Origin of the sequence: Micromonospora palythoicola (assembly GCF_036689795.1) — a bacterium.
Classification (GTDB): Bacteria; Actinomycetota; Actinomycetes; order Mycobacteriales; family Micromonosporaceae; genus Micromonospora; species Micromonospora palythoicola.
Map to the genome: position 1 here is coordinate 26,523 of NZ_JBAGKI010000039.1, position 25,816 is coordinate 52,338.

A 25,816-nucleotide genomic window follows, 5' to 3' on the forward strand; every position below is an offset into this window, starting at 1 on the left:
TGTCATGGCGCGAAGGAGCCTGTCATCGCCGCCAACGCTATGGATATCGGATCATCCGTTTGAGACACTGGCCGGAATCGATGTTCTCCCAGACGGGAGCGATGATGAGTGAATCTTCGAGCGGCCAGCGGCATCTCGATTTTCTCTACGTCGAAGGGGAACGTCTCGGCTGGATCTTCCGCGATCGGAACAGCTTCTGCTACCCCTTCCCCGAGCCGTACCCGACCATCGAGCCCGTGCGCAGCGAGGTGTTCTTCGATGCGGCGGCCGCGCGGGTGGAGAAGTGGTACCGCATGCGTCGGTGGGTGTGGATCGGGCTCGGTGTGACCGTGGTCCTCCTCTGCCTGGGAATCGTCGGCAGCGGACCATCCAACCTGCTGGTCGTCATCGCGATCGGACTCTCGGTGATGATCGGCGGCGCCTACCTGAGCTGGTCGCACAGTGGTGCTCTGGAGGACGGCCCGCAGCGGGAGCGCGAGCGACAACTGCGACGCTACGAGTTGGACTGTGCGCGCTGGGAGAGGTACCGCGAGCAGTTCGACGCCGCGGAACGCGAGCGGGTCGCCGGTTACCTCGAATGGGGTGCCGCGCTGCTGCCGCAAACGGCTCGGCGGATCGATGTCGTCGGCGGCACCGTCTGGGGTTGGGAGGCGCTGCTGACCGTGCTGGGGGCGTCCATGCTGCGCACCAGGGGCGCGCTGACTCTGGTGGACCTCTCCGGCGAGGGCGTCTGCCACGAGCTGGTCTGGCTGGCCAGGGCCGTCTCCGTCGATGTCACCGCCCTTCGACTGCCCGACCAGTTGGGCGAGACCACACTGCTGTTCGACACGGACGGTCAAGGGCTGGTCGACTGCCTGGTCGAAGCGATGCACGGCGAGGCGCCCGCCGGCCGGCGGGCGGATCGCGCCCAGGACGACCGGATTCTGTCGGCGGTCTGCCGGGCGCTCGGCGAGGGCGTCACGATCGACCGAATCGCCGCCGCGATCAGCGTCCTGCTCGACGCCCCTGGTGACGTGCCTGAACTGAGCAACGCCGAGCGGGACCACATTTCCGACTCGCTTTTCGCCGACGAGTTCCGGCGGCAGGTCCACCCGAATCTACGGCGGATCGAAGCCCATCTTCACCCGCTGCGCGAGTTGCTCGCCGCCACCGCTTCCGGGCGACCTCGGCACGAGTTGGGGCATGCCGGGTTGACCTGCCTCGTCTACGAGAACGCCGCGCACAACGTGCGGGAAGAGTTGCTCAAGGAGTTGGTGTGCCAGGGGTTGATCCAGCGGCTCACCGCACCCGAACCGTTCGCCGGGCCGCTGGTCGTCGCCGGTGCGGACGATCTGAGCCACCGATGCCTCGAACGACTGACCGACCTGTGCGCCCGGCGTGGCGTACGCCTGGTGCTGATGTTCCGTCACCTGCGGGACTCGGCGGTGCGCGCCGTCGGCGCGGACGTGGTCGCGTTCATGCGGTTGAGCAACCACGAGGAGGCCGGGCGAGCCGCTGACGTCATCGGCCGGCACCACACGGTGGTGCTCAGCCAGCTCACGCGTACGCTCGGCGGCAGCCAGACGCATTCGCACGGCGACAGCGTCGGAGCTTCCCACCAGACCAGTGGACCGTGGTTGGGGCACGTGAGCCTGGGCCGGAGCTGGACCCACACCCGCACGGTGGCCGACAGTGTCCACTGGAACGACGCCGAGAGCGACCAGCGGGTGTACGAGTACGTGGTCGAGCCGCGCACCCTCCAGGACCTGCCGGACTACGCATTGATCGAGGTCACCCAGGGCATGGGGAGACTGTCGGTACGCACTGTGGAGTGCAACCCGGACATCGTCTCACTCCCCGGTGTCACCACCGGTCCGCTACCGGATCTGCCCCTGCCCGATCCGACGCAGGAGGCGCCCTGGCTGTCAGGTGGATCCGGCCCCTCCAGTCATCCGTACGCCGATGACGATGACGATGACGATGACGAGTGGATCGAGGAGCACGACCGGGAAGACTGGCGGTGACGATCCCGACCGGGCCGCGCCCGCACCGACGCGGCTGGCTGGAACGCGTGCCGGCGTACCGAATCGTGGAGCTGCCCCGGTTGCCTCCGCCACTTACCCGGACACGGAGCGATCCAGGGCGACGGCAGCGGCTCGCCGCCGTCGTCACCGCATACCACGCGGGCACCCCGACCGGCGGTGGGCGTCTCGTCGTCGGCTGGTGCCGACCAGACGAACAAGGCGGCGTGCACGTCTTCACCGGCGGCGGTGTCGAAGCCGCCGGCACCGCAGCGGGCGTGGCGACTGCCGGTCGGCACCGGTCCCAGCTCTTCGCCGGTTCGGTGGGCCTGCGCTACCCGGCGGGGGGCCTGACCGCGCTGCTGGACGCGTTTCCCTACTGGACGCGGATCGGCGGAATGGCCGACGCCCTCGTCGACGAGCACGACGACCGGAATCCCGCGGGCGACCTGCGTCCCCGGCTCGACGAATGTCTGCTGGGCGCGTGGCAGGATGCCTTCGCCTGGCTGCTGGTCGCCGACCCGGTCCCGGCCGGCGAGGTCGCCCGGCAGGCCCGGCAACTCGCCGTCGAGGAACGTGAGGCCAGGACCCGGGGCGCGTCGCCGGCCCAGGCGGTACGCGCCCTACGGCTGGGACACCGGCACCGGGAACTTGCCGCCGCCGAGACGCTCGGGTGGTGGCGGATCGATCTGTTGGCCGCCGGTACGACCCCGAGAGCCGCCGGGGCGGTGGCGGGCCTGCTGTGCGCGTCGATCGATCTGCACGCTCTGCCGTACGCCCTGGTGCCCACGGCGACTACCGGTGGCCTGACCGACCTGCTCGGACACGCGGACCTGGTCGCGGTCACCGGCGAACCGGCACGGTCGGCGGTGCTGGCGCAGGCAGCCTTCGGCGGCGCGTTCTTCGGCAGTTCCGCGCTGGTGGCAGCGCTCGCCGTCCCGCCGACGGAGGAGGTGCCCGGGGTACGCCTCACCGTCCGGTCGGAGTTCGACGTCACCCCGGAAACCAGTCCCGTCGGAGCACCGACCGCAGTCGACACCAGCGGGACGGCAGGTCAGGTCCGCGCCGGCTCGATAGCGATCGGGGCGGTGCTCGACCGGCACGGCAACCGCAGCGGCGAGTTGCTGCTACCGACGGGCAGTCTCAACCGGCACACCTTCGTCTGCGGCTCGACCGGGGCGGGCAAGTCGCAAACCGTACGCTACCTGCTCGAACAGGCCACGGCCCTGGGGATCCCGTGGCTGGTGGTCGAGCCGGCCAAGGCGGAGTACCGGCGGATGGCCAACCGGGTGCCGATGGCGAACGTCATCGCGGTCCGCCCCGGGGACCCCACAACACCACCCGCCGGGTTCAACCCGCTGCGACCGGTACCGGGCTTTCCGCTGCAGACCCACGCGGATCTCGTCCGCGCCCTGTTCGTCGCGGCCTTCGACGCGGACGAACCCTTCCCCCAGGTGCTCTCCGCCGCCCTGACCCGTTCGTACGAGCAGCTCGGCTGGGACCTGGCACTGGGTGAACCGAGGCTGCCTGGACACCGGCCGCGCTATCCGACCCTGCGCGATCTGAGCCAGGCGGCGGAGGAGGTGGTGGACCGGATCGGGTACGGCCGTGAGGTCGCCGACAACGTCCGTGGTTTCATCCGGGTCAGGTTGGCCAGCCTGCGGCTGGGTACGACCGGCAGCGTCTTCGAGGGTGGTCATCCCATTGACGTCGGGCGGCTGCTGGACTCCAACGTCGTCATCGAGATCGAGGATGTCGGCGACGACCGGGACAAGGCGTTCCTCATGGGTGCCCTGCTGATCCAGCTGACCGAACACCTGCGGGTGCGGGTACGCCGGGAGGGTGCCGCCTCCGGAGTGGCCCTACGACATCTGAGCGTCTTCGAGGAGGCGCACCGGCTGCTGCGACGCCCCGAACGTGCCGGGCCGGCGGTGCACGCGGTAGAGCTGTTCGCTGGCCTGCTGGCCGAGATCCGCGCGTACGGGGAGGGCCTGGTGATCGCCGAACAGATCCCGGAGAAGCTCACCCCGGACGTCGTCAAGAACACGGCAGTGAAAATCATCCACAGGTTGCCCGCCCAGGACGACAGGGACGTCGTCGGCGCGACGGTCAACCTCACCGACCGCCAGTCGCAGTTCGTCGTGACGCTTCCGCCCGGTGTCGGAGCGGTCTTCACCGACGGCATGGACCACCCGGTCCTGGTCCGCGTACCGGACGGCACCGACCGCGAGACGGCCACCCCGGCCGCCACCGCCGACCCGTCAACGATCATCGGACGGCGCAGCGCCAGTTGTGGCCCTGCCTGCCAGGACCGACCCTGCACCCTGCGGGACATGCGTCGGGCGCAGCTGCTGCTGGCGGACCTGCCCTGGTTGGGTCTCTGGGGCGAACTGGCGGTACTGGGACACCTCACCGGCTGGCCCACACCGGCACTACGTGCGGATCTGATCCAGGTGCTGTACCTGATACCGCTGCGGCTACGCGAATGCGTTCTCTCGCACGTGGTCGACGAGGCAGTCGCCGCACGGGCCGCGTACCTGTCCAACAGGTGCGATCCCGACGACCTCGCAGCGCATGTCGTCGAATCACTGCACTGGACGGCGTTCGGTGGCGGACACTGCGCGCGGCAGGAGACCGGCTTCCTCGCACACCGGTACCGCTGGGCGGTGTTGCGCGACGAACTGCGGGCCGAGGTGAACCGGGCGGCGCCCGAAGCCGGGCGATCCGCGCGGAGCACCGAGTGGGCACGGCAGTACGGTGTGGACGTTCCGGGGGATACCGTCGCCGAGCAGTTCGCGGCCGTCTCGACCTGGTTCGACGCCGATCAGCGGGACCACACGGCCGGCCGGATCCTGGCCTTCGGCTCCCGTACGCCGTCGGTGATCGAGACGGCCGTCGGGGTGCGCCGCGATGCGCCGTCCTGGCCGGGCCGGCTCGCCGAGGCCATCGACACCCACTTCGCCGCCTGTCGATGGCCGATGCCGCTTCTTCGCGGAGAGAACGAGGGAAGGGTCTGACGGATGACCGACCGCTGGGACGACCCACCGCGCCGGACTGAGCAGCCGGGTGACGACGACCACCGCGACGAGCGGCGCTCCGAGGGCATCGACCAGGGCGCGGACCACGACCGGGCGGAACGGCCGATCGAGCACGGCGACGAGCAGGACACCGAGCGGTCGGAGGCGTCAGGAGGGACGCTGGACCGGGCTGAGGAGCGGGCCGCCACCGCCGACGCGTCATGGCAGGAGCGGTTTCAGGCAGCAACCCGGCGAGCGGCCGGGGTGACGGCCCTTGCTCTGGCTTCCGTGACGGGCGCACTCGAGTGGGAGAAGACGGACAACAGGTCGGCCGTACAGGTCGCCGCCGCGGCCGCGGAGACCGTCGAGGCGAAGGCCGGTGCCGACGCGAGGAGGAGGCGAGACGAGAACGCGGCGGAGGAGCCCAATACCGACGGGGATGAGCAGGAGCAGCTGCCGCCGGATCGGGAGGGTGCGGTGGACCCGGCGGTCGATCGGGCACCGGGCTCCGACGCCGCCGGCTCGGCCGACCTGCCACCCGACGACCTGGATTCCCGCGTGGATCACCGGCCCGGTTTCGGCAGGTGATCCACGCGAGCGGCGGGAGACCGTCAGCGGTAGCCGGCGGCGATGATGTTGGCGTGCACGGCGTTCTCGGTGGCGTCGGAGGGGTAGCCGGCGACCATGGCGCCCTCGTAGAAGGTGCCGGCGCTGAGGTTTGCCCCACCGTCGGGTTTGCAGCAGTCCCCACCGCTGCCGAGGACGATCGCACCCTGCTTCTTCATCGGGCTGTAGCCGGGCGGCAGGGGGCCCTCGTAGAGCGTGTAGAGGCTGCCGGACTGGGCGTTGCTGCCCTTGATGGCGAATCGGGTGGTGCCGTTGTTCTTCAGGGTGGCGGTGACGAACTTGTGCGGGAAGGAGCGTTGATTCGGGTTCCAGGACTGGCTGCCGCCGGGGAACAGGCCCCACTCCAGGTCCGCCTGCACCCACGGGCCGGTTCCGGAGCAACCGCCGAACCAGCACTGGGTGCTGAAGTTGATCGCGTCCATCGCGCCGGCCGCGTCGGCCTTGCGGGTCGTCTCGCTGTTGCCGTAGTCGAAGCAGCAGCCGTTGTTGACGTGGGTACCGCTGGTCACCATGTACATGCCCTCGGGCGCGCTACCGGTCGGCACGCCGGTCAGGTGACCGTCGCGCCAGTAACTGTTGCCCGGGTTGATGTACAGCGAGTACGCCTTGCTGCCCCCGACGGTGAGCGACTCGGTGGTGGCGATCGCGGGCCGACTCTGCGGCGAGCCCGGGACGACCGTGGAGCCCTGGTACCACAGGTCGTTGCCCCGGCCGGACTGGTCGTAGATCACGGTGATCACGCACTGCGTGCCGGCGCAGAACGAGTCCTGGGTGGCCGCGTTGGCGGTGCCGCCGGTGGTCAACAGGCCGATGTCGCGGGTCGCGTTGTCCGACGAGCGCCGCACCTGGTACAGATTCCCGCGGTACGCGGCGTAGAGCGCCCGGGTCGTGCTGTGGGCCGCCACGCACGCCGTACCGCCGGCCGCGTAGATGTCGCAGGGCAGCGACCCGGCCGGCGGGGTGGGCGGTGGGCTCGTCGGCGGGGGCGTGGGCGAGGTCCACTGCTGGTTGGCGCCACCGTGGCAGGACCAGAGGATCATCTTCGTGCCGTTGCCGGTGCCGGCGTTGTTGGCGTCCAGGCAGAGCCCGGACTGCACGCCGGTGATGGTGCCGTTGGCGTTGACGTTCCACTGCTGGTTGGTGCCGCCGTGACAGTCCCAGATGATCACCTGGGTGCCGTTGCTGGTGCCGGCGCCGTTGGCGTCCAGGCACTTGGTGCCGTACACCTGAAGTTGCCTGCCGGCGGTGTAGGTCCAGGTCTGGTGGGCTGCGCCGAAGCAGTCCCACAACTGGGTCTGGACGCCGTTGGTGGTGCTCGCGTTCGGCACCTCCAGGCACCGCCCGGAGGCCACGCCGGTGATCACGGCGCTCTGCCCCGGGACGATGGCCTCGGCGGTCACCGGGCCCGGCGCGGCGACCGCGACCTGGACCTGTGGGGCCAGGACGGCCCCACCCACCAGGACGAGAGCGGACACGCCGACGGCCGCCAGCCGTCGGGGACGATGACGGCGACGTCTCGCAACGATCATGGTGATTCCTCCGCGGATGGTGGTGGAGGTCAGGGGGTGCGACTTCCGAGAGCATAGAGGAACTTAAACATCATTGGTATGACGTCCGATGATCTGGGCGAGGACCTCAACCTCCAGGCCCGGCCTCTCGGCGTACGTCGATCACGACGTTGCCGACCTTGTGCCCGGCGTCGACGTACCGGTGTGCCTCGACGATCTCGGCCATCGGGTAGCTGCGGTCGATGACGACCTGAAGCCGCCCCTCGGCGAGCAGGTCCCGCAGGGCGGCAAGTGCCGCGTGTTTGCGTACCGACATCCCGGCCCGGACCCGTCGACCACCGCTGAGGGCGGTGCCGAGCGTCAGCAGGCTGTTCGTCACCAGCCCGGTCGTCGGCAGATAGCGGCCACGCGGCGTCAGCACCGCCCGGCACCGGGCGAACGAGCTGCGACCGACCGTGTCGAAGACGACGTCGTAGCGCTCGCCGCTGGTGGTGAAGTCCTCCACCGTGTAGTCGAACACCCGGCTGGCGCCGAGTGAGGCGACAAGCGTGGCGTTGCGCCCGCTGCACACCCCGTGCACGGTCGCCCCGAGGCGACCCGCGAGCTGGACGGCGTACGTGCCGACGCTGCCCGAGGCGCCGATGACGAGTACCTTCTGACCAGGTTGGAGGTCGGCCAGGTCGCGCAGGAAGTGCCAGGCGGTGGTGAAACCGTCGACGGTGGCCGCGGCCTGCGCGTAGGTCACGTTCGGCGGGATCGTGCTGATCGAGGCCCGCTCGGACAGGCATTTGTACTCGGCGTTCGCGCCGGCGCCGAAGCTGGTGAACCCGAAGACGCGGTCGCCCACGCGCAGCCGACGCACCCTCGGCCCGAGCGCCGTCACCTCACCGGCGAACTCCAGCCCGAGCACCCGGACGCTCCTGCGTGGCCGGCGCAGACCGATGACGACCCGCCCCCATCGAGGTTCACCCCGGCGCATCCCGCACTCGGCGGTGGTCACCGTGGTGGCGTGCACCCGGATCAGCACCTGATCGGCCCGGGGTTCGGGGGTCGGTAGCTCTACCTCGGTGAGCACCTCCGGCGGCCCGTACCCGTCGAACATCACCGCTCGCATGGGGACCATTCTGCGCTGCCCCCGCCACCTGGCCGGCGCGCCGGACCCCGGCCGTGGCCCGCCGTCGCACCGACCGGCAGCCCACCGATCGGGCCTTTTTCGCAGGTGAGACCGATCTGTCGCCTTCGGAGGTCCGCCGGAATGGCCACTGACAGCTACGATTTGAAGACGCCCTGGAGGCGCGGAGGAGCAGTGCCTGCCCGGGCCGTGGGAGTTCCTGGTGCCCGGACCAGAGCTACCGGAGGATCAGAAAGATGGATGCAACTGGAGATCCACCGGCGGTCGTCCCGGTCAACCCGTTCTCTCCGACCGCGGTCGCCAGGGTGGCCGAGGGCCGGGCGCAGGCGACCACGGTCACCACCGCCGCCATCCGCGACGCCCTCGCCCATCTGGACCACTACCTGCGCAGCGGCGACGGCGGCACGGTCGCGGTGGTGGGTGACTACGGCACCGGCAAGACCCATCTGGCCGCCGAACTGCTGGCCCAGGCTCGGGAGAGCACCGGCGGTGCGATCCGAGCGATCTACCTCGACGCCCCCGCCGATACGTTCCTGTCACTGAGCCGCCAGCTGCTCGGTCGGTTGTCCCGCGACACGGTGCGGGCCCTGGTCGAGGACCACCGGGCGGCGTCACCCGCCGTGACCGCGCCGGACGGTCCGGACGGGTCGCCCGCGGCAGGGTGGCTCGGTGAGCGGCTCCGGGCGGAGCTGGCCCCGGTCACCACCGACCCCTCGGTGGGCACGGTGCTGGCGATGCTGCTCGATCCCGCCACCGAGGCGACCGCGTGGGACTGGCTGACGGGTCATCCGCCCGGGCCGGCGCTGGCGGCGGCCGGCGTCCCCGCCCGCGTCGACGTGGAGTCCGACGCGGTGGCGGTGATGGGTGCGCTCGCCCTGCTGTGCGGGCAGCGCCACGGACGCTTCGTGGTGGTACTCGACGAGGTGGACAAGTTCCTGTCGGCGGCAGGCGGCCCGGGTGACGAGACGATGGCCCGGTTCTCCCGCCTGATCGAGCTCTTCGCCTCCGCCGGCGCCTTCCTGGTGATCGCCGGGCTGCCGGACATGTTGCACCTGTTCAGCCCGGACGTGCGTCAGCGGATCGGGCCGATCGTGCGGATGTCCGCGCTGAGCGCGCGGGACGTGCGGGACTTCATCCGGCGCAGCCAGCTACGCACGTTCGGCCGGGCACGGCTCGCACCCTTCACCGTGGAGACCACCGAGTACCTCACCAACCTGACCGACGGCGTGCCCCGCCGGTTGATCCGGCTGTGCTACCACCTGTACCAGCGGGCGGCGCAGGCCGACACGCCGGTGACCCACCTCATGGTCCGCGAAGCGGTACGGGTCCAGTTCGACCTGGCCAGCCGGCAGGATGTGGCCGCCGACGTGCGACGGGTGCTCACTCAGGACGGCTGGTCGTACCAGCGTGACCACCTGGTGGGTTCGCTGCGGGACCTGCCGGTCGACTTCTGGGTGCCGCTGGAGGAACAGAACGCCGGCTGCTGCGTGCTGCTCACCGAGTCGGTGCTCAAGTCCGAGGAGGTCGACGCCCTCAACCGCCGGGTGGTGGCGATCCGGGCAGCGGTACCGGACAGCGAGGTCATCCTGGTCGTCGTCGGGCACCTGCCGGCGGAGTTCGCCGCCGATCTCGCCGAGACGTTCAGCGTGGAGCCGATCGTCTACGAGCCGCAGTCGTTTCCGGAGGATCTGTCGGGCAGCGTGAAGGCTTCCCTGCGCCGGCTCGAGCAGGCGCTCGGCGCGGACGCGCTGACCTCGGTGCGGACACGCGTCGAGCGCATCCAGCGCCAGCAGACGAACGCCCAACGCTCCATCGAGCGGTTGTCGTACCAGTTGGACGAGATCCGGGACGACCTGCGCCACGATCTGCGGCATCCGGTGCAACGGGAGCATCCCTCGAGGCGACCGGAGGTCGCGTCCACCCCGCTGCCCGGCCCGGTCGCCCGGCTCTTCGGCGACGCCATCCAAGCGCTCGACCAGCTCACCGGCTTCGACCGCCACCTACGCGAGGCGTTCGCCCCGACGGGTACCGAGATCCGGCAGACGGTCGAGAACGCCGCCCTGCTGCGCTCGGGCCTGCGCTCCCGGGACGTGCAGCGGGCGCTGGGCACCTCGATGGTGTTGCGACGGCTGATCGAGGCGTTCCGCCACGGCGTCGAACGGTGGTACGAGGGGCACCGTCGGGCTCCGCGTCCGGGGGACCCGGACCGGTTGGATCGGCTCTGCGAGACCTACGACGGCATCGTCGAGTATCTGCCGCTGTTTCAACTGGACGTGCTCGGTGACCTGGCCGTACCGGGTGACGGTGGCCCGACGGACCAGCCGGAGCGCTCGCGCAGTTGGACGGAGGCACGTTCGGTGTTCGACGGTCTGAGCGCTCGGGTGCGGCGGCTGCTGGTGAACGCCTGAGTCGCACCCTTCGCGCACCGCGAGCCCCGGCTCACGTGCCGGCCGACACGTCCAGCCGGGCCAACTGCCGGCCCACCGCCGACATGTCGAGATCCGCCTGGGTGACCCAGTCCTGGTCGAGCGCGACTCCGAACAGGTACTCCTCCGGCGCGAGCAGGTAGTAGAAGACCGCACCGATCTCCAGGTCGAGCACCAGACGTTCGGCCTCACCGGCCACGGTACGGCGCAGGTCCCGGCTGACCTGCAACGCCAGCAGGGACAGATCCCCGGCCAGACGTTCGTAGCGGGCCCGCCGACCGGCCACGGTGACACCGCGACTGAAGAAGGATTCCAGTTCCGGATGCCGCAGGATGTCGGCCGCGGCGGTCTGCTCCCCCGCCCGGTGGTGGCTGAGATAGTGCAGCCCGGCCGGCCGCAACGTGGTGCTGAGCAGTCCGCCGGACTCCGGAGAGCCGACCACGTACGCCATGAAGTCGGCGGCCGGCGCCGTGACCGGCACCTGGGCGTCACCGGCGGTCTGCCAGCCGCCCGGGTTCTGCGACGGCAGCCGTACCAGTTGACGCAGCGCGGTGGCGAGTTGGGCCGCCGCCCGGTCGATGCCGCTCGCCCGGGACGGGTCGGCGACCGCCTCGGTGCCGGCCGGCGGCAGGGACCCGAATCCCACCACATGTTCGCCGCCGGTCACCGTGTTGCAGAAGACAAGATCAGCCCGGGTCTGGACGGCCAGCCGAACCAGCCCGCCGCACTGCAGCTCCCACACCCGCCGGCTGAGGTCGGCCGCCCGGTAGACGAGTTGGGCACCCGCCCGTCGGTGCGCCTCGCGGCGCTGCGCGGGCTCGGCACCGTCGAGTGCGGCTGGCGTCGACGCATGATCCAGGATGTCCAGGGAGAAGTCGAGCACTCCCCCGGTGTAGTGCGCGATGTGGTAGATGCCGGTGTCGCCGAGAAGCAGTTCCCGGCACAGGTTGCGCTTCTTGCGGAACCCCGGCACATCCTGCTCGGCCGACTCCTCCACCAGCGCGTCGATCAGCTGCGGATCCGTCACCTGTCCACTCCTCAGCTTCTTGGCACGTCGATGTCGGTGTCGGTCAGCGCGATGTCGCCCGCGTCGGGGGCACCGTCGCGTAGCGCCCGGATCGCCGCGAGGTTGGCGACGGCGTCGACCGTGCACGGATGGCGCCGGCCCAGGTAGCGCAGGCAGGTGTGCTGCGTGTCCTCCTGGATCCGGACGGCGTCGGCGAAGTCGCCCCGGACCGCCAGGTGACCGGCCTGGGCGGTGGCGGCGGTGAGCGTCCACGGATGGGTGTCGCCGAGCCGGGCGCGGAGCGTACGCAGGCCCCGTTCGCCGTCCCGTACGGCCTGGTCGTACTCCCCGGCCCCGCGCTGGAACAACCCCAGGTTGACCGAGCAGACGGCGGTGAAAGGGTGACCGGCCTCCAACTGCCGCTCGTAGCCCCGCAGGCAGCGGATGGCGTGTTCGACGGCGATCCCGGCGTCGCCGGCCCGGTAGTAGTCCACGGCCATGCTGAGCAGGCTGGACCGGGTGATCGGATGGTCCTCGCCGAACCGGTCGCGGTAGCCCCGGAAGGTCTCGATGCTGCGCTTCTTCGCGGCGATGGCGAGCCCGAGCCGGCGTTCGGTGACCGCGAGACTCCGGTTGACGCGCAGCTCGTCGAGGTGGCTGGCGGACCGCAGCTCGTGCACCCGTTCCAGGGTCTCGCGCAGGGTGGCCAGCGACAGGTCGTACTCGCCGGCCTCCCGCTCAAGCGTCCCCACCAGGCACGACGCCCGCCAGGTGGCCGGTTCCTCCGGCCCGAACAGCGACATCCGCCGGCTGAACAAGTGACGGGCGAGCCGCAGTGCCTCCCGCGCGTCGCCGGTCAGCTGGAAGGAGGTGGCGAGATTGTTGATCGCCATCAGGGTGTTCGGGTGGTCGTCGCCGAGCACCTCCTGGTAGCCGAGGAGGGTCGCCTGGTCCTCCACCAGCGCGTCCTCGAATCGGCCGAGACCGCGCAGGTCACCACCGCGACCCCGGCCCGCGATGAGGGTCCGGAAGTGTCGTAGCCCGTGGCGGCGGCGTTGCTCGCTGAGCACCCGCTCGTCCAGGCGCAGCGCCTCCTGGTGCTTGCCCAGCATCCGGTGCAGGTTGGCGGTCTGGACGAACAGCCGCATGGTCAGCTGGTCGAACTCGCCGTCGGCCGTCCACCGGTCGCAGACCTGCTGAGCCAACCGCACCGCGGACTGCCAGGCGTCGCTGTCGCCGAAGAAGAACAGGTAGCGGACCTGCTTCACCACCCAGTGCCGCACGGGCGCCTCGTCGGCCGTCAGCGCACCGGAGGGCACCAGGTGGCGTTGCAACTCCTCGAAGAGCGGCAGGTAGCGGCGGTCGTCGGCCTCCGGGTCCGTCGGGGCGTAGCCGGCGAGCCCGAGCAGGACCTGGCGATGACGCTCGCGGCGCTGTGGCTCGGGCATCGCCTCGCGCAGCAGGACCTGGATGGCCCGGTGCATCCGCAGGGCGGCGCCCCGCCCCCAGTCGATGTCGAAGAGGGCGAACCGCGCGCCGACGGTCAGTACCAGGTCGACCTCCCCGGCGTCGAGCAGCAACTCCTCCGCGTCGAGGTCGGCGGCGGCGGCGAGTTGGGTCAACATCGGCACCGACCGCAGCAGCGGAAAGCCGATGCCCTCGGGCGAGAGGAACGAGCCGAGTTCGGCGACCCGGATGGCCAGCGACCCGAACTCGGTCTCCCGCAGGGTGGCCAGGGTGATGTCCAGCATCCGGGCCACGGTCGAGGTGCGGGAGCCGGGAATCCGCTCGGTCGGTTCCTCCTCGGTCGAGGGCCGCCGCAGCCCGTCCAGCAGCTCGGCGACGCACCGGCCCACGGCCTCCAGGTTTGGCGTACCCGCCCGTTCCAGGGCCCGGGTCCGCTCGCGGATCCACGCGGTGGCCAGCCGCAGCGCCAGCGGCAGGTGCTCCACCGCGGCCGCGATGGCACGGGCGTCCTCGGCGCTGATGCCGAGGGTCCGCCGCAGCATCGCGGTGCTCTCGTCGCCGGTGAAGGCCGCCACCTCCAGCGGCGCCGGCAGGTTCGAGGAGCCGTCGTCCCGCGAGGTGAACAGCACGTGCCCGACGCCCGGGCGGGGTAGCAGTCCGGCCAGCACCTCCGCGTCGTCGGCGTTGTCGTAGATCAACAGCCAGCGGGCGAAGGCACTGCGCGGAGCGGACAGGGCGGCCACCGCCGCCTCGGCCGCACCGACGCTGTCGGCCACGTTGATCTCCTGGGCCAGTTCGCCGAGCGCCGCCTGGACGGTCTCCCGGTCCTGCGCCGGGATCCACCAGACCACGTCGTAGTCGTAGGCGAAGCGGTGGGCGAACTCGCGGGCGATCTCGCTCTTGCCGACTCCGGCGCCGCCGGTCAGGGTCACCGGGCCACCGCCGTCGGTGAGCTGGTCGCGCAGCCGTTCGAGGTATTCGCCGCGGCCCACGAAGGACTCGTTACGCGGCGGCAGGTTCGTCCGCAACCGACGGTCCGCCTCGAACGGATAGCGCGGCGCGGTCCGCAGGTCGCCGGTGGGCTGCCCGGGTGCGATGAGGCCGAGCCGGCTGAGCAGCAGCGGCTGGGCCCGCGCCCCGTCGACCGCCCGGAGGTCGATGACCCGGTTCGGATCGAGCTGTTCGGGCGGGTCCCCGCGGGTCAGCACGCCGAACACCTCGACGTCGGTGGCCGACGCCGCGGCGCCGAGGGCCTGGATCACGCCGGGCGAGAGGATCGCCAGCACCGTGGCCTCCGGGTCGTGGGCCGGCGCCAGCCCCGACCGCACGACGTGCCGCTGGACCTGGGCGTTTGCCCGGCGCAACTGTCCGGCGATCCAGTCGGCGAACGGCCGGTCGACGGGCTCGTAGAGCACCTGGATCTCGTCGGCGCTGTCGGCCGGGTCGAGCAGCACCCCCCGGCGATAGCGCCGACGGATCCGCTCGGGCACGTCGGCCGCCCGGGCCACCACGCCCCCGCTGATCCAGGAAACCATCTGCTCGTAGGCCGCCAGGAGGGTGTTCTCGCTGCCCGGCGTGTCGGCCAGCACCGCCAGCACGTCGTCGTAGGTGTCGTACGCCGGCTCGGGCACCTCCACGATCTCCACCGTGGAGGCGTCGGACAGCCCGGTCATCGACTCGTCGAGCAGGTGGGCGAACGCCTTGCGGGCCGAGTCGCGGGCCGGTCCGTACCACGGTTGGCTGACATCGCGAAGCGTCGGCGCGGCGAGCACCCGGATGCCGCCGGTGGCCTCCCGCTGGAGTTGGGCGGCCAGGTCCGCCGCCTGCTGCATCGCCTGCCGACGGGGCGGTATCGACACCACCGCCACGTCGCTGAGCATGGCGGTGTAGGTGACGCCGGGCAGGGTGAGGTCGACCGGGGTGTCGATCAGCACGTAGTCGTAGCCGCCGTGTCGCAGCAGTTGCCGGGCGCGGACCGGATCGACCTCGGGTAGGGCGTTGGCGTCGAGGCTGATACCGATCATCTCGAACCCGAAACTCGACCCGGAGATCGCGTACCGGTAGAGCACGCCCTGTTCCGGCCCGGTGGGCCCGGTGGCCGGCGCGTTGCGCTGGTGCGTGTCCGAATGCGCACTGATCAGCGTGGCGAGTTCCGGGCCGAGCACCCCGGCAGCCGGCACCGCGTCCACCCGGAACGAACGCAGGTAGTCGTAGACCCTGGGTGTCTTGGTGCACCAGTCCACGGCGAGGACCCGCTTGCCGTTGGAGGCGAGGATCCAGGCGATGTTGGCGACCGCGCTGCTGCGTCCGGTGCCGCTGGTGGGCGAGACGAACGAGACGATGGTGCAGCTGCCGACCGTCTCCTCCCGGCCCGGCTGGCCGGCATGGCCACGGGCCGGTCGCTGCTGCGGGACGTCACCCGGGACGACCGGGGCGTCCTCGCGGTCAGTCGTCGCCATCGATGGCGCTCTCAAAACCGGCGTACTGGTCGCCAGCGGCGACGCTGCGGCGCTGCAACCGGCGCAGCGCGGCCAGGAGCACCTCGCTCGGCACGGCGTCCAGCGCGACCAGGTCCACCTCGGTCAGATCGATCAGGTCGGAGCGCAACGAATCCTCCCCGGTGTCCATCCCCCGATCACCGCCTGTCTGCCTCTCGCACAAGGATCGCGTCGCAGGTGCGGACGTCGACGTTGGCCAGATCCGCTGCGTACGCCCATGATAACGGTATGACGTGGTCGCCAGACGGCCGTACGCGGGCCGGGCCACCCTCCCTCCGCGACGGTCCAGCCGCGGACCGGCGACTCGGATCAGGTCAAACACGGCGAACAGAGCGTCATGCGTCGATGTATGCTGTGGACCCGTCGACCCCGGCCGACCGGCCGCAGCCAGGACGGTGAAGCGCCTGATGCCCGGATCCGACGACGGCCACCGGCCAGCCGGCGGCACCGCCACCCACCCCGCGCCGACCGTCGCCTTCCGCCAGTTCGTACTCAAGCTGCACAGCCGCTGCGACCTGGCCTGCGACCACTGCTACGTCTACACGATGACCGACCAGCGGTGGCGGGATCTGCCCCGGATCATGCCACCCGAGGTGCTCGACGCGACCGCCCGGCGCATCGGCGAACATGCCCGGGCGCACCGGCTCGACCGGGTGTCGGTGATCCTGCACGGCGGCGAGCCGCTGCTGGCCGGACCGGAACGCGTCGAGGCGGCCGTGTCGGTCATCCGACAGGGCGTGGCACCGGTGCCGGTACGGATCACCGTGCAGACGAACGCCACCCGGCTGGACCAGCGGTACCTCAGCCTGTTCGACCGGCTCGACGTGCGGCTCAGCATCAGCCTCGACGGCGACCGGGCCGCGCACGACCGACATCGGCGCGGGCCCGACGGACAGGGCAGCCACGCCCGCGTCGAGGCCGCGCTGCGTCGCCTCACCACGGGCTACCCGCACCTGTTCAACGGGCTGCTGTGCACGGTCGACCTCCGCAACGACCCGGTCGCCACCTACCTCAGCCTGCTCGAACACCGGCCGCCGACAATCGACTTCCTGCTACCACACGGCACCTGGCACACTCCCCCGCCCGGACGCCCGGCCGATCCTCGACGAACCCCGTACGCGCGCTGGCTGATCTCGGTGTTCGACAGGTGGTACCACGCGCCGGGCCCGCCGATCCGGATCCGCCTCTTCGACGAGATCATCCAACTGCTGCTCGGCGGCGCCTCCCACCTGGCCGGCGTCGGCCTGAGTCCGGTGGTCGTGGCGGTGGTGCAGACCGATGGTCAGATCGAGATGGACGACACGCTCGCCGCCGCCTACGCCGGAGCGGCGGGTACCGGGCTGCACGTGCGGCGGGATCCGTTCGACGTCGCCCTCGACCTGCCGGCGGTGCGGTCCCAGCAGAGCGGGGCGGCGGCGCTCTGCGCCACCTGCGGCAGGTGTGACCTGCGGCGGGTCTGCGGTGGCGGGCTGCGTACCCACCGCTGGCGGGCCGACAACGGCTTCGACAATCCCTCGGTCTACTGCCCCGACCTGTACGCCCTGATCGACCACATTCGTCAGACGGTCCGCCGGGACGTGGCGACGCTGCCCCGGGCGACCCGTTGATTCCGTCGGTACACCGGATGCCGAGGGCGGTCCTGGACGAACTCGCCGCCGGCCGGGGCGGTGTGGCGGCGGTGACGCGGCTGCGGGCCGCCCAGCACAGCAAGATCCTCCTCCTGGTCCGCGCCCTGCTGCTGCTGGTACGCCGGACGGCGCACCCGGATCGGGCGGTGGTCGAGACGGCGTACCGGGTGCTGGCCGAGGTGCCGACGCCGGACCGGCTGGCCGCGCTCTCCCATCCGCCCGTCGCCGCGTGGACGTTCGGCACCGTGTCGCTGCTGGAGGCGGGCAGCGGGTCGGCGGCGTACCCGGGGCTGCTGGCCGCCGTGGCGGTCACCGCCGCCGTCCGTGCCGGCACCGCTGTCGAACTCGACGTCCCGCTGGCACCCGACGCCAACGGCCGGCTGGACCTGCCGGGCCTCGGCACGTTGACCCTCCCGGTCACCGCGACCCGGGCCCGGGTCCACACCTGCGGCGGGCAGGTGTGGGTGAACGCCGCCGGAAAGCGGGTCGACATCGACTCCGGCCGGTCGTCGGACCGCCGGTGGCGGCCATTGTCCCGACTGGACGTCGCACATGGCGGGCTGCCGTTGTCGCTGCTGGTGGACACCCGGACCTGGCGGTACGTACCAGGCTTGGGCGGGGACCGCCGCTTCAGCGGTGCGTCGACCGGGGCCTGGCAGGCGCGCCTCGACAGTGCGTGGCGAATCCTCGTCGACCACCACCGGCCGGTGGCCGAGGAGGCTTCCGCTCTGCTCCGCGCGCTGGTGCCGATCGCCGCGCCCCGGACCAGCACCCGCAGCGGCACCTTCCACCACGCCTTCGGATCGGTGGCCATGTCGCTGCCACCGGATGCCAGGTCGACGGCCGTGGCGCTCGCGCACGAGATCCAGCACGCCAAACTGGCCGCGTTGACCGACATGTTCGCCACACTGGAACCGGGCCCCACCGAGCTGTTCTACGCACCGTGGCGAACCGACCCGAGGCCGTTGGACAGCCTGCTGCACGGGGCGTACGCCCACGTGGGGGTGGCGGGGTTCTGGCGTCGCCAGGCACGGGTGACGGACCCGGGTGCGGCGCGGCACCACGCGGAGGTCCAGTTCGCCCGGTGGAGCAGGGCCGCCGCCGGCACCGTCGCGGTGCTGGCCGCGCAGCGGCGACTCACCCCGGTGGGTCGACACCTGGTGGACGGCATGGCCGGCGTGCTCGGCCGGTGGTTGGCGGAGCCGGTGGCCGCGCGGGCGGCCGCCGAAGCCGACCGACTGCTGGTCGCACACCGCAACCGGTGGGACCGGTACCGGGCACCGACCGGCTGAACACCCGTCTCGCCGGCCTCAACTACGCTGGGTTCATGGGGGAGGACAACGAGCAGCCTACGCGTCGTGAGTGTTTCGTGATCGCCCCGATCGGTCCGGAGGACTCGGACATCCGCAGACGCAGCGACCAGATCCTCAAGCACGTGATCCGCCCGGTGGTGGAGGCGCGTGGCTTCGTCGCGATACGTGGCGACGAGATCGAACGCGCCGGCCTGATCACCTCCCAGGTGCTGGACCGCATCATCCGCAACGACCTGGTGATCGCCGACCTGACCGACCAGAACGCCAACGTCTTCTACGAGTTGGCGGTCCGGCACGCGCTGCGCAAACCGTTCGTCCAGTTGATGGCGAAGGACCAGCAACTGCCCTTCGACGTGCACGGCATGCGGACGATCCTGGTCGACCACACCGACCTGGACAGCGTGCACGCCGCCAAGGAGCAGCTCGGCCGGGCCATCGACGCCATCGGCAGCGAGGCGGACATCGTCACCCCGATGTCGGTCGCCCTCACCCTGCAGGAGTTGCGCGGCTCGTCCAGCCCGCACGAGGCCGGTCTGTCCCAGGTCATCGAGACGCTGCCGCAGATGATGGACATTCTCCAGGACCTGCAACGTCACCTCGGGGCCGGCGTGGTCGGGGTGACCGCGACCGAGGACGACGACCATCGCCGGCTGCGGACGATGGTCGAGTCGCTGGCCGCCCGGGGCGGGGTCACCGAGGACGAACTCGCCGGGCTGCTGGGTGGCGGCAGCAGCAAGTTCGAACGGTGGGTCGAGAACCTGATCCAGCGGGCCCGCAGCTCGAACAACCATCGGCCCACCTGAGCGGGACTCACCTTCCGCCGCATCGCTGGACGACGGAGCCCGCGTCTCCGGCACGTCGTTCAGCCCGGCAGAGGGTGGATCGGGGTGACCGTCGGAATGAAGGCGATCGCGTCGAAGCTGCCGGCCAGCGAGGGCAACTCGTAGTAGTGCTGCTCGTCGTGGTCCGCCCGGTAGAGACCGGAGATCAGTCGGGTACGCCACCCTCGTCCGGGGCGGTCCGCGAGGTCCGCGGGTACGGCGGCACGCAGGTCGACGATCCGCGCACCACCGCCCTGGAGCAGCGACGCGTCCAGTGACGATCCGACGGGGCGCGGAATGTCCCGACCGGGAATGCCGCCGTGGCCGAAGGTGACGTGGACGGCCGCGTAATCGCTGCCCAGGGCCGCCCTGAGGTGTGCGCCCATCATCGTGTCGCCGTGCGCCGCGACGTGGGCGCTGCCTTCCCAGAACACGACCCGGTCGCCGCTGGCCCGCTGATGATCGAGGAGTCGCTCGGCGGCCGCGCGCTCCTGCGCTGCCGCGTCGTACCCGGCACCGAGGGCGTGCGCGTGGAAGTCGACGATCGCGTCGATCAACGGCAGCGCTTCGTCGCGTTCCCGGCTGTCAGGCAGCTTGGCGACCAAATCGCGGGCGGTGCGGGCGAGGTCGACGAAGGGTACGCCGGGATGGGTGCCGTGCAGGCGCTGGACGTGCTCGCCGTTGTCGTGCGCGGTACGGATGACGTCGAAGACCTCGCCGATCCGTGTTGCGGTCGCCGGATCCGCCGGGGCGAGCAGCGCCACCACCCGGTCGTAGTCGGCGGGCAGCGCACGTCGCCCGTTGACGGCGATGACGCGTACCGGATCGTCCGGGTGACGTTGGTTGTGCCGGCGCAACCGGACGAGCGCGTCGCGCATCTCGACCGTCCGCCATGGACCCCACGCCTGTCTGAGCGCGGTGGCCAGGTCGACGTCCTCGCCCCGGACGTAGCTGTCGTAGAGGTCGCCGACCCGCTGGTTGTCGAGCAGCGCGACGACCCGGAAGCCGCGCCGGATCAACTCGTGGGTGGTCTCCTCGACCAGCCGGAAGGTCTCGGTGGCCTCCCGGGTACTCGTGCCGAGGCCGACGATGGTGGCCGTCCCGACGAGGGCGGCAAGCCGCTGGGCGGACGACGGGATCGGAGTTCGGAGATCACTCATGCACCCGACGATCGGGGTTCAACATATGGTGAAGTCAAGTCCCGCGACGTCGGGCACGTCAGCGTGCCGGATCGTTCCGCCCGATCTCGCACAGGCGGGTGCCCGACTCCATCGCCGCGAGCTGCGCCTTGAGATCGCGCAGCCGCTCCTCGACCTCGGTCACCAACCGATGGGCGACGCCCGCCCACTCGTCGGGCGTCGGATCGGCCGACAGGTCGGCGAAGAGCGCGGCGATCTCGCGGACACTCAGCCCGGCCCGCTGGGCGAGTTTGGCGACCTGGATCCGGCACGCGGCGGATCCGTCGAAGCGGCGCTGGTTGCCGGCGGTGCGTACCGCATTGATGACCCCGTGGTTCTCGTAGAACCGCACGGCCGACGGCGCGACACCGCTGTCGGCCGCGACCTCGCCGACGCTGAACGTCCGAGCGGTACCAGTGGCAACTGTCATGGCCGCAGAGTAGGCGGGGCGGGTACTTGACTTCAACATATGTTGAACCTGCACGGTCTCGGCATGACCACTTCGACCGAACACCACAACGGCCCGTCCCCCGCCGCCGGCCTACGGGTGGCCGTGATCTCGGGCAGTGTGCGCAAGGACCGGATGGGGCCGGCGATCGCCGGCTGGGTCACCCGCGCGCTGGACCGACCGATCGAGGTCGACCTGATCGACGTTGCCGAGGTCACGCTGCCCGACGACAGCCTGCTCCACCCCGGAGGTGGGCCGCAGAGCGAGGTCGCCGACCGGATAGCGGCCGCCGACGCGTACGTCTTCGTCACGCCGGAGTACAACCACAGCTACCCCGCCTCGCTGAAACGTCTGATCGACTGGCACTACGGCGAATGGCGGCTCAAGCCCGCGACCATCGTGGCCTACGGCGTGCAGGGTGGGCATGCGGCGGTCGAGCACCTGCGCGGCGTGCTCGCCGAACTCAGCGTGGTGACCACCCGCCGGACCCTGGGCCTACGGGCGCCGTGGACGTCGCTCGACGACCAGGGTCGCTACGCGCCGGACGCGGAGCTGTCCCGTGGCCTGACCGCGAGCCTGACCGAGCTGCGCTGGTGGGCGGAGGTGCTGGCCGACGCGCGTCGGGACCGCCCCCTGATGACCTGAACGCCGCGCCGGCAGCCGGCCCCGGCGGCGCGAACCGACTCAATGCTCACCGTCACTCCCGCCGTCGTCGACTGAGATGTCCAGCTCGGTGAGGAACGCCGTTGCCGCTGGGGTCAGCGTGGTCCGGTTCCAGATGAGATGTTCGATCCGGGCCGGGGCGTCCCGCACCGGAATGGTGACCACGCCCGGCAGGTGCGGCGTGAAGTTCGACGGAAGCAGGGCGATGCCGAGCTGCCGGCGGACGAGCCGGGTCATCATCGAGTCGACGGTGCTCACCTCGAAGGCGACCTCGCGGTGCACTCCGGCGGCGGCGAACGCCTGGTCGGACTGGGCCCGCCCCGCCGTTCCCGGCGGCAGGTCCACGAACGTCTCGGTGGCCAGGCGGGCGAGGTCGACCTCGGTCCAACCGGCGAGCGGATGGTCCGGGGCGACCACGGCCACCAACCGGTCGTACGCCAACCGCCGCACGGTGACCCCTTCGGGCCTGGCGCTCACCGGTAGTCCGAGAAAGCCGATGTCGACCGTGCCCTCCTTGGCCTGGTCGACGAGCTGCTCGCTGCCACCGACCCGCAGCCGGATGCGGACCTGCGGATACCGCCGGTGGAAGGCGTCCAACGCGGCCGGGATGTCGACCGCCGCGACCGTCGGGATCATGCCGACGGTCAGCTGGCCCCTGATCTCGCCGACCGCCGAGGCGACCTCGGCGGCGGCCCGCTCGGCGGCGGCCAGGCACTGACGGGCCGCCGGCAGGAACGCCTCGCCGGCCGGGGTCGTCCGCACCCGGCGGCTGGTCCGGTCGAACAGACGGGCGCCGAGTTCCCGTTCGAGGCGGGCGATCTGGTGACTGAGGGCGGACTGGACGACCAGACAACGCTCGGCGGCACGGGTGAAGTTGCGCGTCTCGGCGACGGCCACTACGTACCGCAGCTGGTGAAGCTCCATCCATCAATCGTGAATCGTGATGGTTGGGTTGACAAGGATGTGTTGGACTCATGACTACGTGTCGTCGATCCTGATTCGCGTGACGAACCTGTTGCCACCTCCGACCGCGGGCCACATTGCCGCCACCGCCACGACCGCCCTCGCACCTGCGGTATGGGGCACGACGTACGTGGTCACCACCGAGTTGCTGCCGGCCGGCCATCCGCTCTTCGCCGGGCTGATCCGGGCACTGCCGGCGGGCCTGGCCGCACTCGCGATCGGCCGGGTGCTGCCGCACGGCAGGTGGTGGCTCAAGGCGGCGGTGCTGGGCGTGCTCAACATCGGCGTGTTCCTGCCGCTGCTGTTCGTCGCCGCCGAACGGTTGCCCGGCGGAGTGGCCGCCACGCTGGGCGCGGTGCAGCCACTGGCCGTGGCGATCCTGGCCGTGACCGTGCTGCACCAGCGCCCGTCGGCTTGGACCTTCGCCTGGGGAATCGTCGGCGTCGCGGGAGTCGGACTGCTGGTCATCGGCCCCGAGGCGGACGTCGACGTGGTCGGGCTACTGGCCGGTCTCGGCGGCGCCGGGGCGATGGCCGTCGGGGTGACGCTCACGAAGCGATGGGGGCGCCCCGAGGGCGTGGGCCCCACGGCGTACGCCGGCTGGCAACTCACGGCCGGCGGCCTGTTCCTGCTGCCGGTGACGCTGCTGTTCGAGGGGGCACCGCCCGCGGTCGACGGCAGCGCCGCGCTCGGGTACCTCTGGCTCGGCCTGCCCGGCGGCCTGCTCGCCTACGTCCTGTGGTTCCGGGGCATCGCCACGCTGCCGGTCACCTCCGTCGCGCTGCTCACCCTGCTCTCGCCGGTGGTGGCGGCCCTGCTGGGTGCGGTGCTGCTCGACGAATCACTCACCCCGGTCCAGTCGGCCGGTTTCGTGTGCTGCCTCGCCGCGATCGTCGCGGGCCAGGTCAGCCCGACGCGCGCCGCGGCCACCACCGTGCCGACCAGGGTCAGCCGGTGACCAGCGGGTCGTGCACCCGGCCGATGAACAGCGGTACGCCGGTGACCCGGTCGTGGATGACGTACAGGAACGGCCGGTTCACGAAGAACTGCGGCCCCTGCGGGATCGACGGTGGCCGGATGATGACCGCCGACGCGGCAGCCGCCTCGACACCCTTCTCGTCCACCCCGATGAACGTCTCGTGCACCACGTCGTCGATGCACAGCGCCGGGTCGGTGGTGCTCATGCCGGTGAAGTCGGCGTACGGCGTGAAGGCCGTGGGCATGCCGAGGCCACTCAGGGCGGCGCCCAGCTGGGCGGGCAGACGGAACGTCCACCGGGGCATCCGCAGTTGAATGTCGGTGAACTGGAAGCCGGCGAACAACGCGCTCAGCCACGCCGCGTCGAGGTTCGCCTCGACCGCGGCGAGGTTGTCCCGGGTCGGCATGACGACGGCCATGGCCAGCCCGTCGCCCGCGAGCGGCACGTCGACCGCCCGCCAACCGTCGCCCAGCAGGTGCCCCATCCGGTCGAACGGGCCGCGCATCATCGGCACCTGGACGACCGTGCCGTCATCCCGGGTGAACGGCTCCGCCACAGTGGCCGATGCCCGGAAGGGGTAGTACCAGGCCGCCTTGAGGTAGGCCGTGTTGGTGAGCACCAGGCTGGTGTCGGGGCGCACCGAGTCCGGGGCCAACAGCTCCGGGATCTTCGCGTTGGTCCGATCGGACACCCAGGTGTTGATCTCCTGGCGGGCCGCCTCCGGCGCGCCACGGAAGTCGACCGGGTGCGGGAGCGCGCCGTAGTAGCCCGCCAGGGTGTCCTGGAACCCCGACCGCAGGCCCAGATCGAGGCGGGTCCACACGGCGTTGGCCGTGGTCACCCGGGGCTGCCGCACACCGTCGCCGTCCTGGAACCGCGTGGCGAGCGACTGGTCGACGGTGTTCAGACCGCTGTCGAGCGCACCGGGTCGCGGATGCGGGGCGTGCAGCACGGCGTCCATCTCGTCCGCCGTGGTCGAGCCGGCACCGGCCCGGGCCATCGCCAGCGCCATTTGAACCGAGTACGGCGCGCACACCACGTTGCCGCCGGTGTGGCTCGACGCGACCGTGCGGTAGAGGTCGGCGGTGAAGCCGCGTACCGCCGACGCGGCGGCCTGCACCGTGGCCGGGTCGGGTGGTACGCGTTGTGGACTTGTCGACGGGGACGACCCGTTGAGCCGGGCGTGACCTGGGGTGGCGGTGAGGGCGACGGCGGCGAGCGGCACCGCCCCAAGAATCGATCGACGCGAGACCATGTCCTGACGGTAATGCAGCGTTACCGGGACGTGACGGTGCAGAGTCCGGATTGCATCGAAGTTAACCAATGTTCGTTACTCGCGTACGGCCTCGAAGCGCCCTTGATGGTGTGGGAGAAGATTCTGCGGGGACGCCGGTGCGGCTGCCTCGACGAACCCCGACATCTGGTAACGCTCACCTGGGCACGTATACCGACCACACACTTGGAGGATCGATGCCGGAAATCGAGACGGTCACCTTGTGCAGCAGCGCCAAGTTCTACGACACAGCCCAACGTGCCGAGACGGCGTTCCGCCGCCTGGGCATGACCGTCCACACGCCGAGCAGCCAGCGGAGTTCGCCCTCCGGGCACTGGTCGACGCAGTGATCCCGATCGAGGATCTCGGGCCAGGGGTGCGATCGGCTGCCACGGCCGAAGTGGCGGGCAGGTCGCGGTGATCGTCGCGCGCCCAGCCCCTCGATCCGCCGTCCGCCGACGTTGACCCGTCATCCATCCGGCCGCAGCGCGGCGAGACCCGGGCCAGCACCGGCCGGAACGTATTAGCATCCTGATCGTCCGTGGCCGATCTCGGCACCTTGAGCCACGCCCATTCGCCGTCGTGCCACTCAACTGAGGTAGTTGGAGCGAACGAAATGGGTTACCCAACGTCTGAATCGTCGTCGCCACTCTGCTCGTAGTGGGTTTCCACCTCGCGGGTGGGCCTCACCAGAGCAGCCAGGAACTCGCGGGTCTCCGGGTCGACCGAGTGGATGATCGTCCCGCGCATGCCGCGGGTCAGCAGCACCTTGTAGGTGTTGCGGACTAGCCGGTCGGCTTCGTCGTCGCTCACCGCTTTGCGGCTCCGCAATGCCGGGTCCTTCGACTCGCCCCGCCGAATCACCAGTC

20 protein-coding genes are annotated in these 25,816 nt (G+C 71.0%); 10 read left to right on the forward strand and 10 right to left on the reverse strand.

What is annotated here, in order from left to right:
• Positions 1-104: 104 nt before the first annotated feature.
• Genes V5O40_RS17890 through V5O40_RS17900 form a run of 3 tightly spaced genes read left to right on the forward strand, consistent with a single transcriptional unit; the run spans position 105 to position 5,605 of the window.
• A complete protein-coding gene (locus V5O40_RS17890) occupies positions 105-2,003 on the forward strand; it encodes a hypothetical protein (RefSeq protein ID WP_332906518.1) in 1,899 nt (632 codons plus the stop codon).
• On the forward strand, positions 2,000-5,017 hold the full coding sequence (locus V5O40_RS17895; RefSeq protein ID WP_332906519.1) for an ATP-binding protein: 3,018 nt from the start codon (positions 2,000-2,002) through the stop codon (positions 5,015-5,017). Before V5O40_RS17890 ends, V5O40_RS17895 begins: the two co-directional genes overlap by 4 nt.
• A 3-nt stretch (positions 5,018-5,020) precedes the next feature.
• Positions 5,021-5,605: a hypothetical protein gene (locus tag V5O40_RS17900; RefSeq protein ID WP_332906520.1), complete on the forward strand. Its 585-nt coding sequence runs from the start codon at positions 5,021-5,023 to the stop codon at positions 5,603-5,605.
• A gap of 23 nt (positions 5,606-5,628) precedes the next feature.
• Here the strand turns inward: V5O40_RS17900 and V5O40_RS17905 are convergent, their stop codons facing one another.
• Together V5O40_RS17905 and V5O40_RS17910 are read right to left on the reverse strand one after the other, a co-directional pair.
• Positions 5,629-7,173 carry an arabinofuranosidase catalytic domain-containing protein gene (locus tag V5O40_RS17905; protein ID WP_332906521.1) on the reverse strand — a complete coding sequence of 515 codons (1,545 nt, stop codon included), beginning with the start codon at positions 7,171-7,173 and terminating at the stop codon, positions 5,629-5,631.
• Between the two features lie 106 nt (positions 7,174-7,279).
• Positions 7,280-8,266 (reverse strand): NAD(P)-dependent alcohol dehydrogenase, encoded by a 987-nt coding sequence (locus tag V5O40_RS17910; RefSeq protein WP_332906522.1) that lies wholly within the window; start codon positions 8,264-8,266, stop codon positions 7,280-7,282.
• A gap of 254 nt (positions 8,267-8,520) precedes the next feature.
• On the opposite strand from V5O40_RS17910, the gene V5O40_RS17915 reads away from it, so the two are divergent.
• Positions 8,521-10,692: an AAA family ATPase gene (locus V5O40_RS17915; RefSeq protein ID WP_332906523.1), complete on the forward strand. Its 2,172-nt coding sequence runs from the start codon at positions 8,521-8,523 to the stop codon at positions 10,690-10,692.
• Between the two features lie 31 nt (positions 10,693-10,723).
• Here V5O40_RS17915 and V5O40_RS17920 read toward each other — a convergent pair whose 3' ends face one another.
• From V5O40_RS17920 to fxsA, 3 genes are read right to left on the reverse strand one after another with little or no spacing between them, the layout of a single operon-like run.
• Entirely contained in the window at positions 10,724-11,737 is a 1,014-nt protein-coding gene (locus V5O40_RS17920) for a hypothetical protein (protein ID WP_332906524.1), read from the reverse strand.
• Between the two features lie 11 nt (positions 11,738-11,748).
• The gene (gene fxsT / locus V5O40_RS17925) at positions 11,749-15,642 is read right to left on the reverse strand and encodes an FxSxx-COOH system tetratricopeptide repeat protein (protein ID WP_332906525.1); all 3,894 of its coding nucleotides are present in this window, start codon (positions 15,640-15,642) and stop codon (positions 11,749-11,751) included.
• Positions 15,629-15,811, reverse strand: coding sequence for an FxSxx-COOH cyclophane-containing RiPP peptide (fxsA, locus tag V5O40_RS17930; protein WP_332906526.1), 183 nt, complete (start codon positions 15,809-15,811; stop codon positions 15,629-15,631). The genes fxsT and fxsA overlap by 14 nt, the downstream gene beginning before the upstream one ends.
• 277 nt (positions 15,812-16,088) lie before the next feature.
• On the opposite strand from fxsA, the gene V5O40_RS17935 reads away from it, so the two are divergent.
• The 3 genes from V5O40_RS17935 to V5O40_RS17945 are packed head-to-tail and all read left to right on the forward strand — an operon-like array spanning position 16,089 to position 19,425.
• A complete protein-coding gene (locus V5O40_RS17935) occupies positions 16,089-17,288 on the forward strand; it encodes an FxsB family cyclophane-forming radical SAM/SPASM peptide maturase (protein ID WP_332906527.1) in 1,200 nt (399 codons plus the stop codon).
• Positions 17,289-17,305: 17 nt separating this feature from the next.
• Positions 17,306-18,601 (forward strand): HEXXH motif domain-containing protein, encoded by a 1,296-nt coding sequence (locus tag V5O40_RS17940; protein ID WP_332906528.1) that lies wholly within the window; start codon positions 17,306-17,308, stop codon positions 18,599-18,601.
• Between the two features lie 35 nt (positions 18,602-18,636).
• Positions 18,637-19,425 carry a hypothetical protein gene (locus tag V5O40_RS17945; RefSeq protein WP_332906529.1) on the forward strand — a complete coding sequence of 263 codons (789 nt, stop codon included), beginning with the start codon at positions 18,637-18,639 and terminating at the stop codon, positions 19,423-19,425.
• Positions 19,426-19,484: 59 nt separating this feature from the next.
• Here V5O40_RS17945 and V5O40_RS17950 read toward each other — a convergent pair whose 3' ends face one another.
• Positions 19,485-20,603 carry an erythromycin esterase family protein gene (locus tag V5O40_RS17950; RefSeq protein WP_332906530.1) on the reverse strand — a complete coding sequence of 373 codons (1,119 nt, stop codon included), beginning with the start codon at positions 20,601-20,603 and terminating at the stop codon, positions 19,485-19,487.
• A 58-nt stretch (positions 20,604-20,661) separates the two neighbouring features.
• On the reverse strand, positions 20,662-21,051 hold the full coding sequence (locus V5O40_RS17955; protein ID WP_332906531.1) for a MerR family transcriptional regulator: 390 nt from the start codon (positions 21,049-21,051) through the stop codon (positions 20,662-20,664).
• A gap of 63 nt (positions 21,052-21,114) precedes the next feature.
• Here V5O40_RS17955 and V5O40_RS17960 point away from each other — a divergent pair, with 63 nt between their 5' ends.
• On the forward strand, positions 21,115-21,714 hold the full coding sequence (locus tag V5O40_RS17960; protein ID WP_332906532.1) for an NADPH-dependent FMN reductase: 600 nt from the start codon (positions 21,115-21,117) through the stop codon (positions 21,712-21,714).
• Positions 21,715-21,753: 39 nt separating this feature from the next.
• Here the strand turns inward: V5O40_RS17960 and V5O40_RS17965 are convergent, their stop codons facing one another.
• Positions 21,754-22,656, reverse strand: a complete 903-nt coding sequence (locus tag V5O40_RS17965) for a LysR family transcriptional regulator (protein ID WP_332906533.1) — start codon at positions 22,654-22,656, stop codon at positions 21,754-21,756.
• A 79-nt stretch (positions 22,657-22,735) separates the two neighbouring features.
• On the opposite strand from V5O40_RS17965, the gene V5O40_RS17970 reads away from it, so the two are divergent.
• Positions 22,736-23,653 (forward strand): EamA family transporter, encoded by a 918-nt coding sequence (locus tag V5O40_RS17970; protein ID WP_332906534.1) that lies wholly within the window; start codon positions 22,736-22,738, stop codon positions 23,651-23,653.
• Here the strand turns inward: V5O40_RS17970 and V5O40_RS17975 are convergent.
• Positions 23,643-24,929 carry a serpin family protein gene (locus V5O40_RS17975; protein WP_332906535.1) on the reverse strand — a complete coding sequence of 429 codons (1,287 nt, stop codon included), beginning with the start codon at positions 24,927-24,929 and terminating at the stop codon, positions 23,643-23,645. The genes V5O40_RS17970 and V5O40_RS17975 overlap by 11 nt on opposite strands.
• Positions 24,930-25,144: 215 nt before the next feature.
• Between V5O40_RS17975 and V5O40_RS17980 the strand changes: the two genes are divergently transcribed.
• Complete coding sequence (locus tag V5O40_RS17980; RefSeq protein WP_332906536.1) at positions 25,145-25,297, forward strand: hypothetical protein; 153 nt, start codon at positions 25,145-25,147, stop codon at positions 25,295-25,297.
• Between the two features lie 271 nt (positions 25,298-25,568).
• Here the strand turns inward: V5O40_RS17980 and V5O40_RS17985 are convergent.
• The coding region (locus tag V5O40_RS17985) for a DNA/RNA helicase domain-containing protein (protein ID WP_332906537.1) at positions 25,569-25,816 on the reverse strand (248 nt) is incomplete at its 5' end.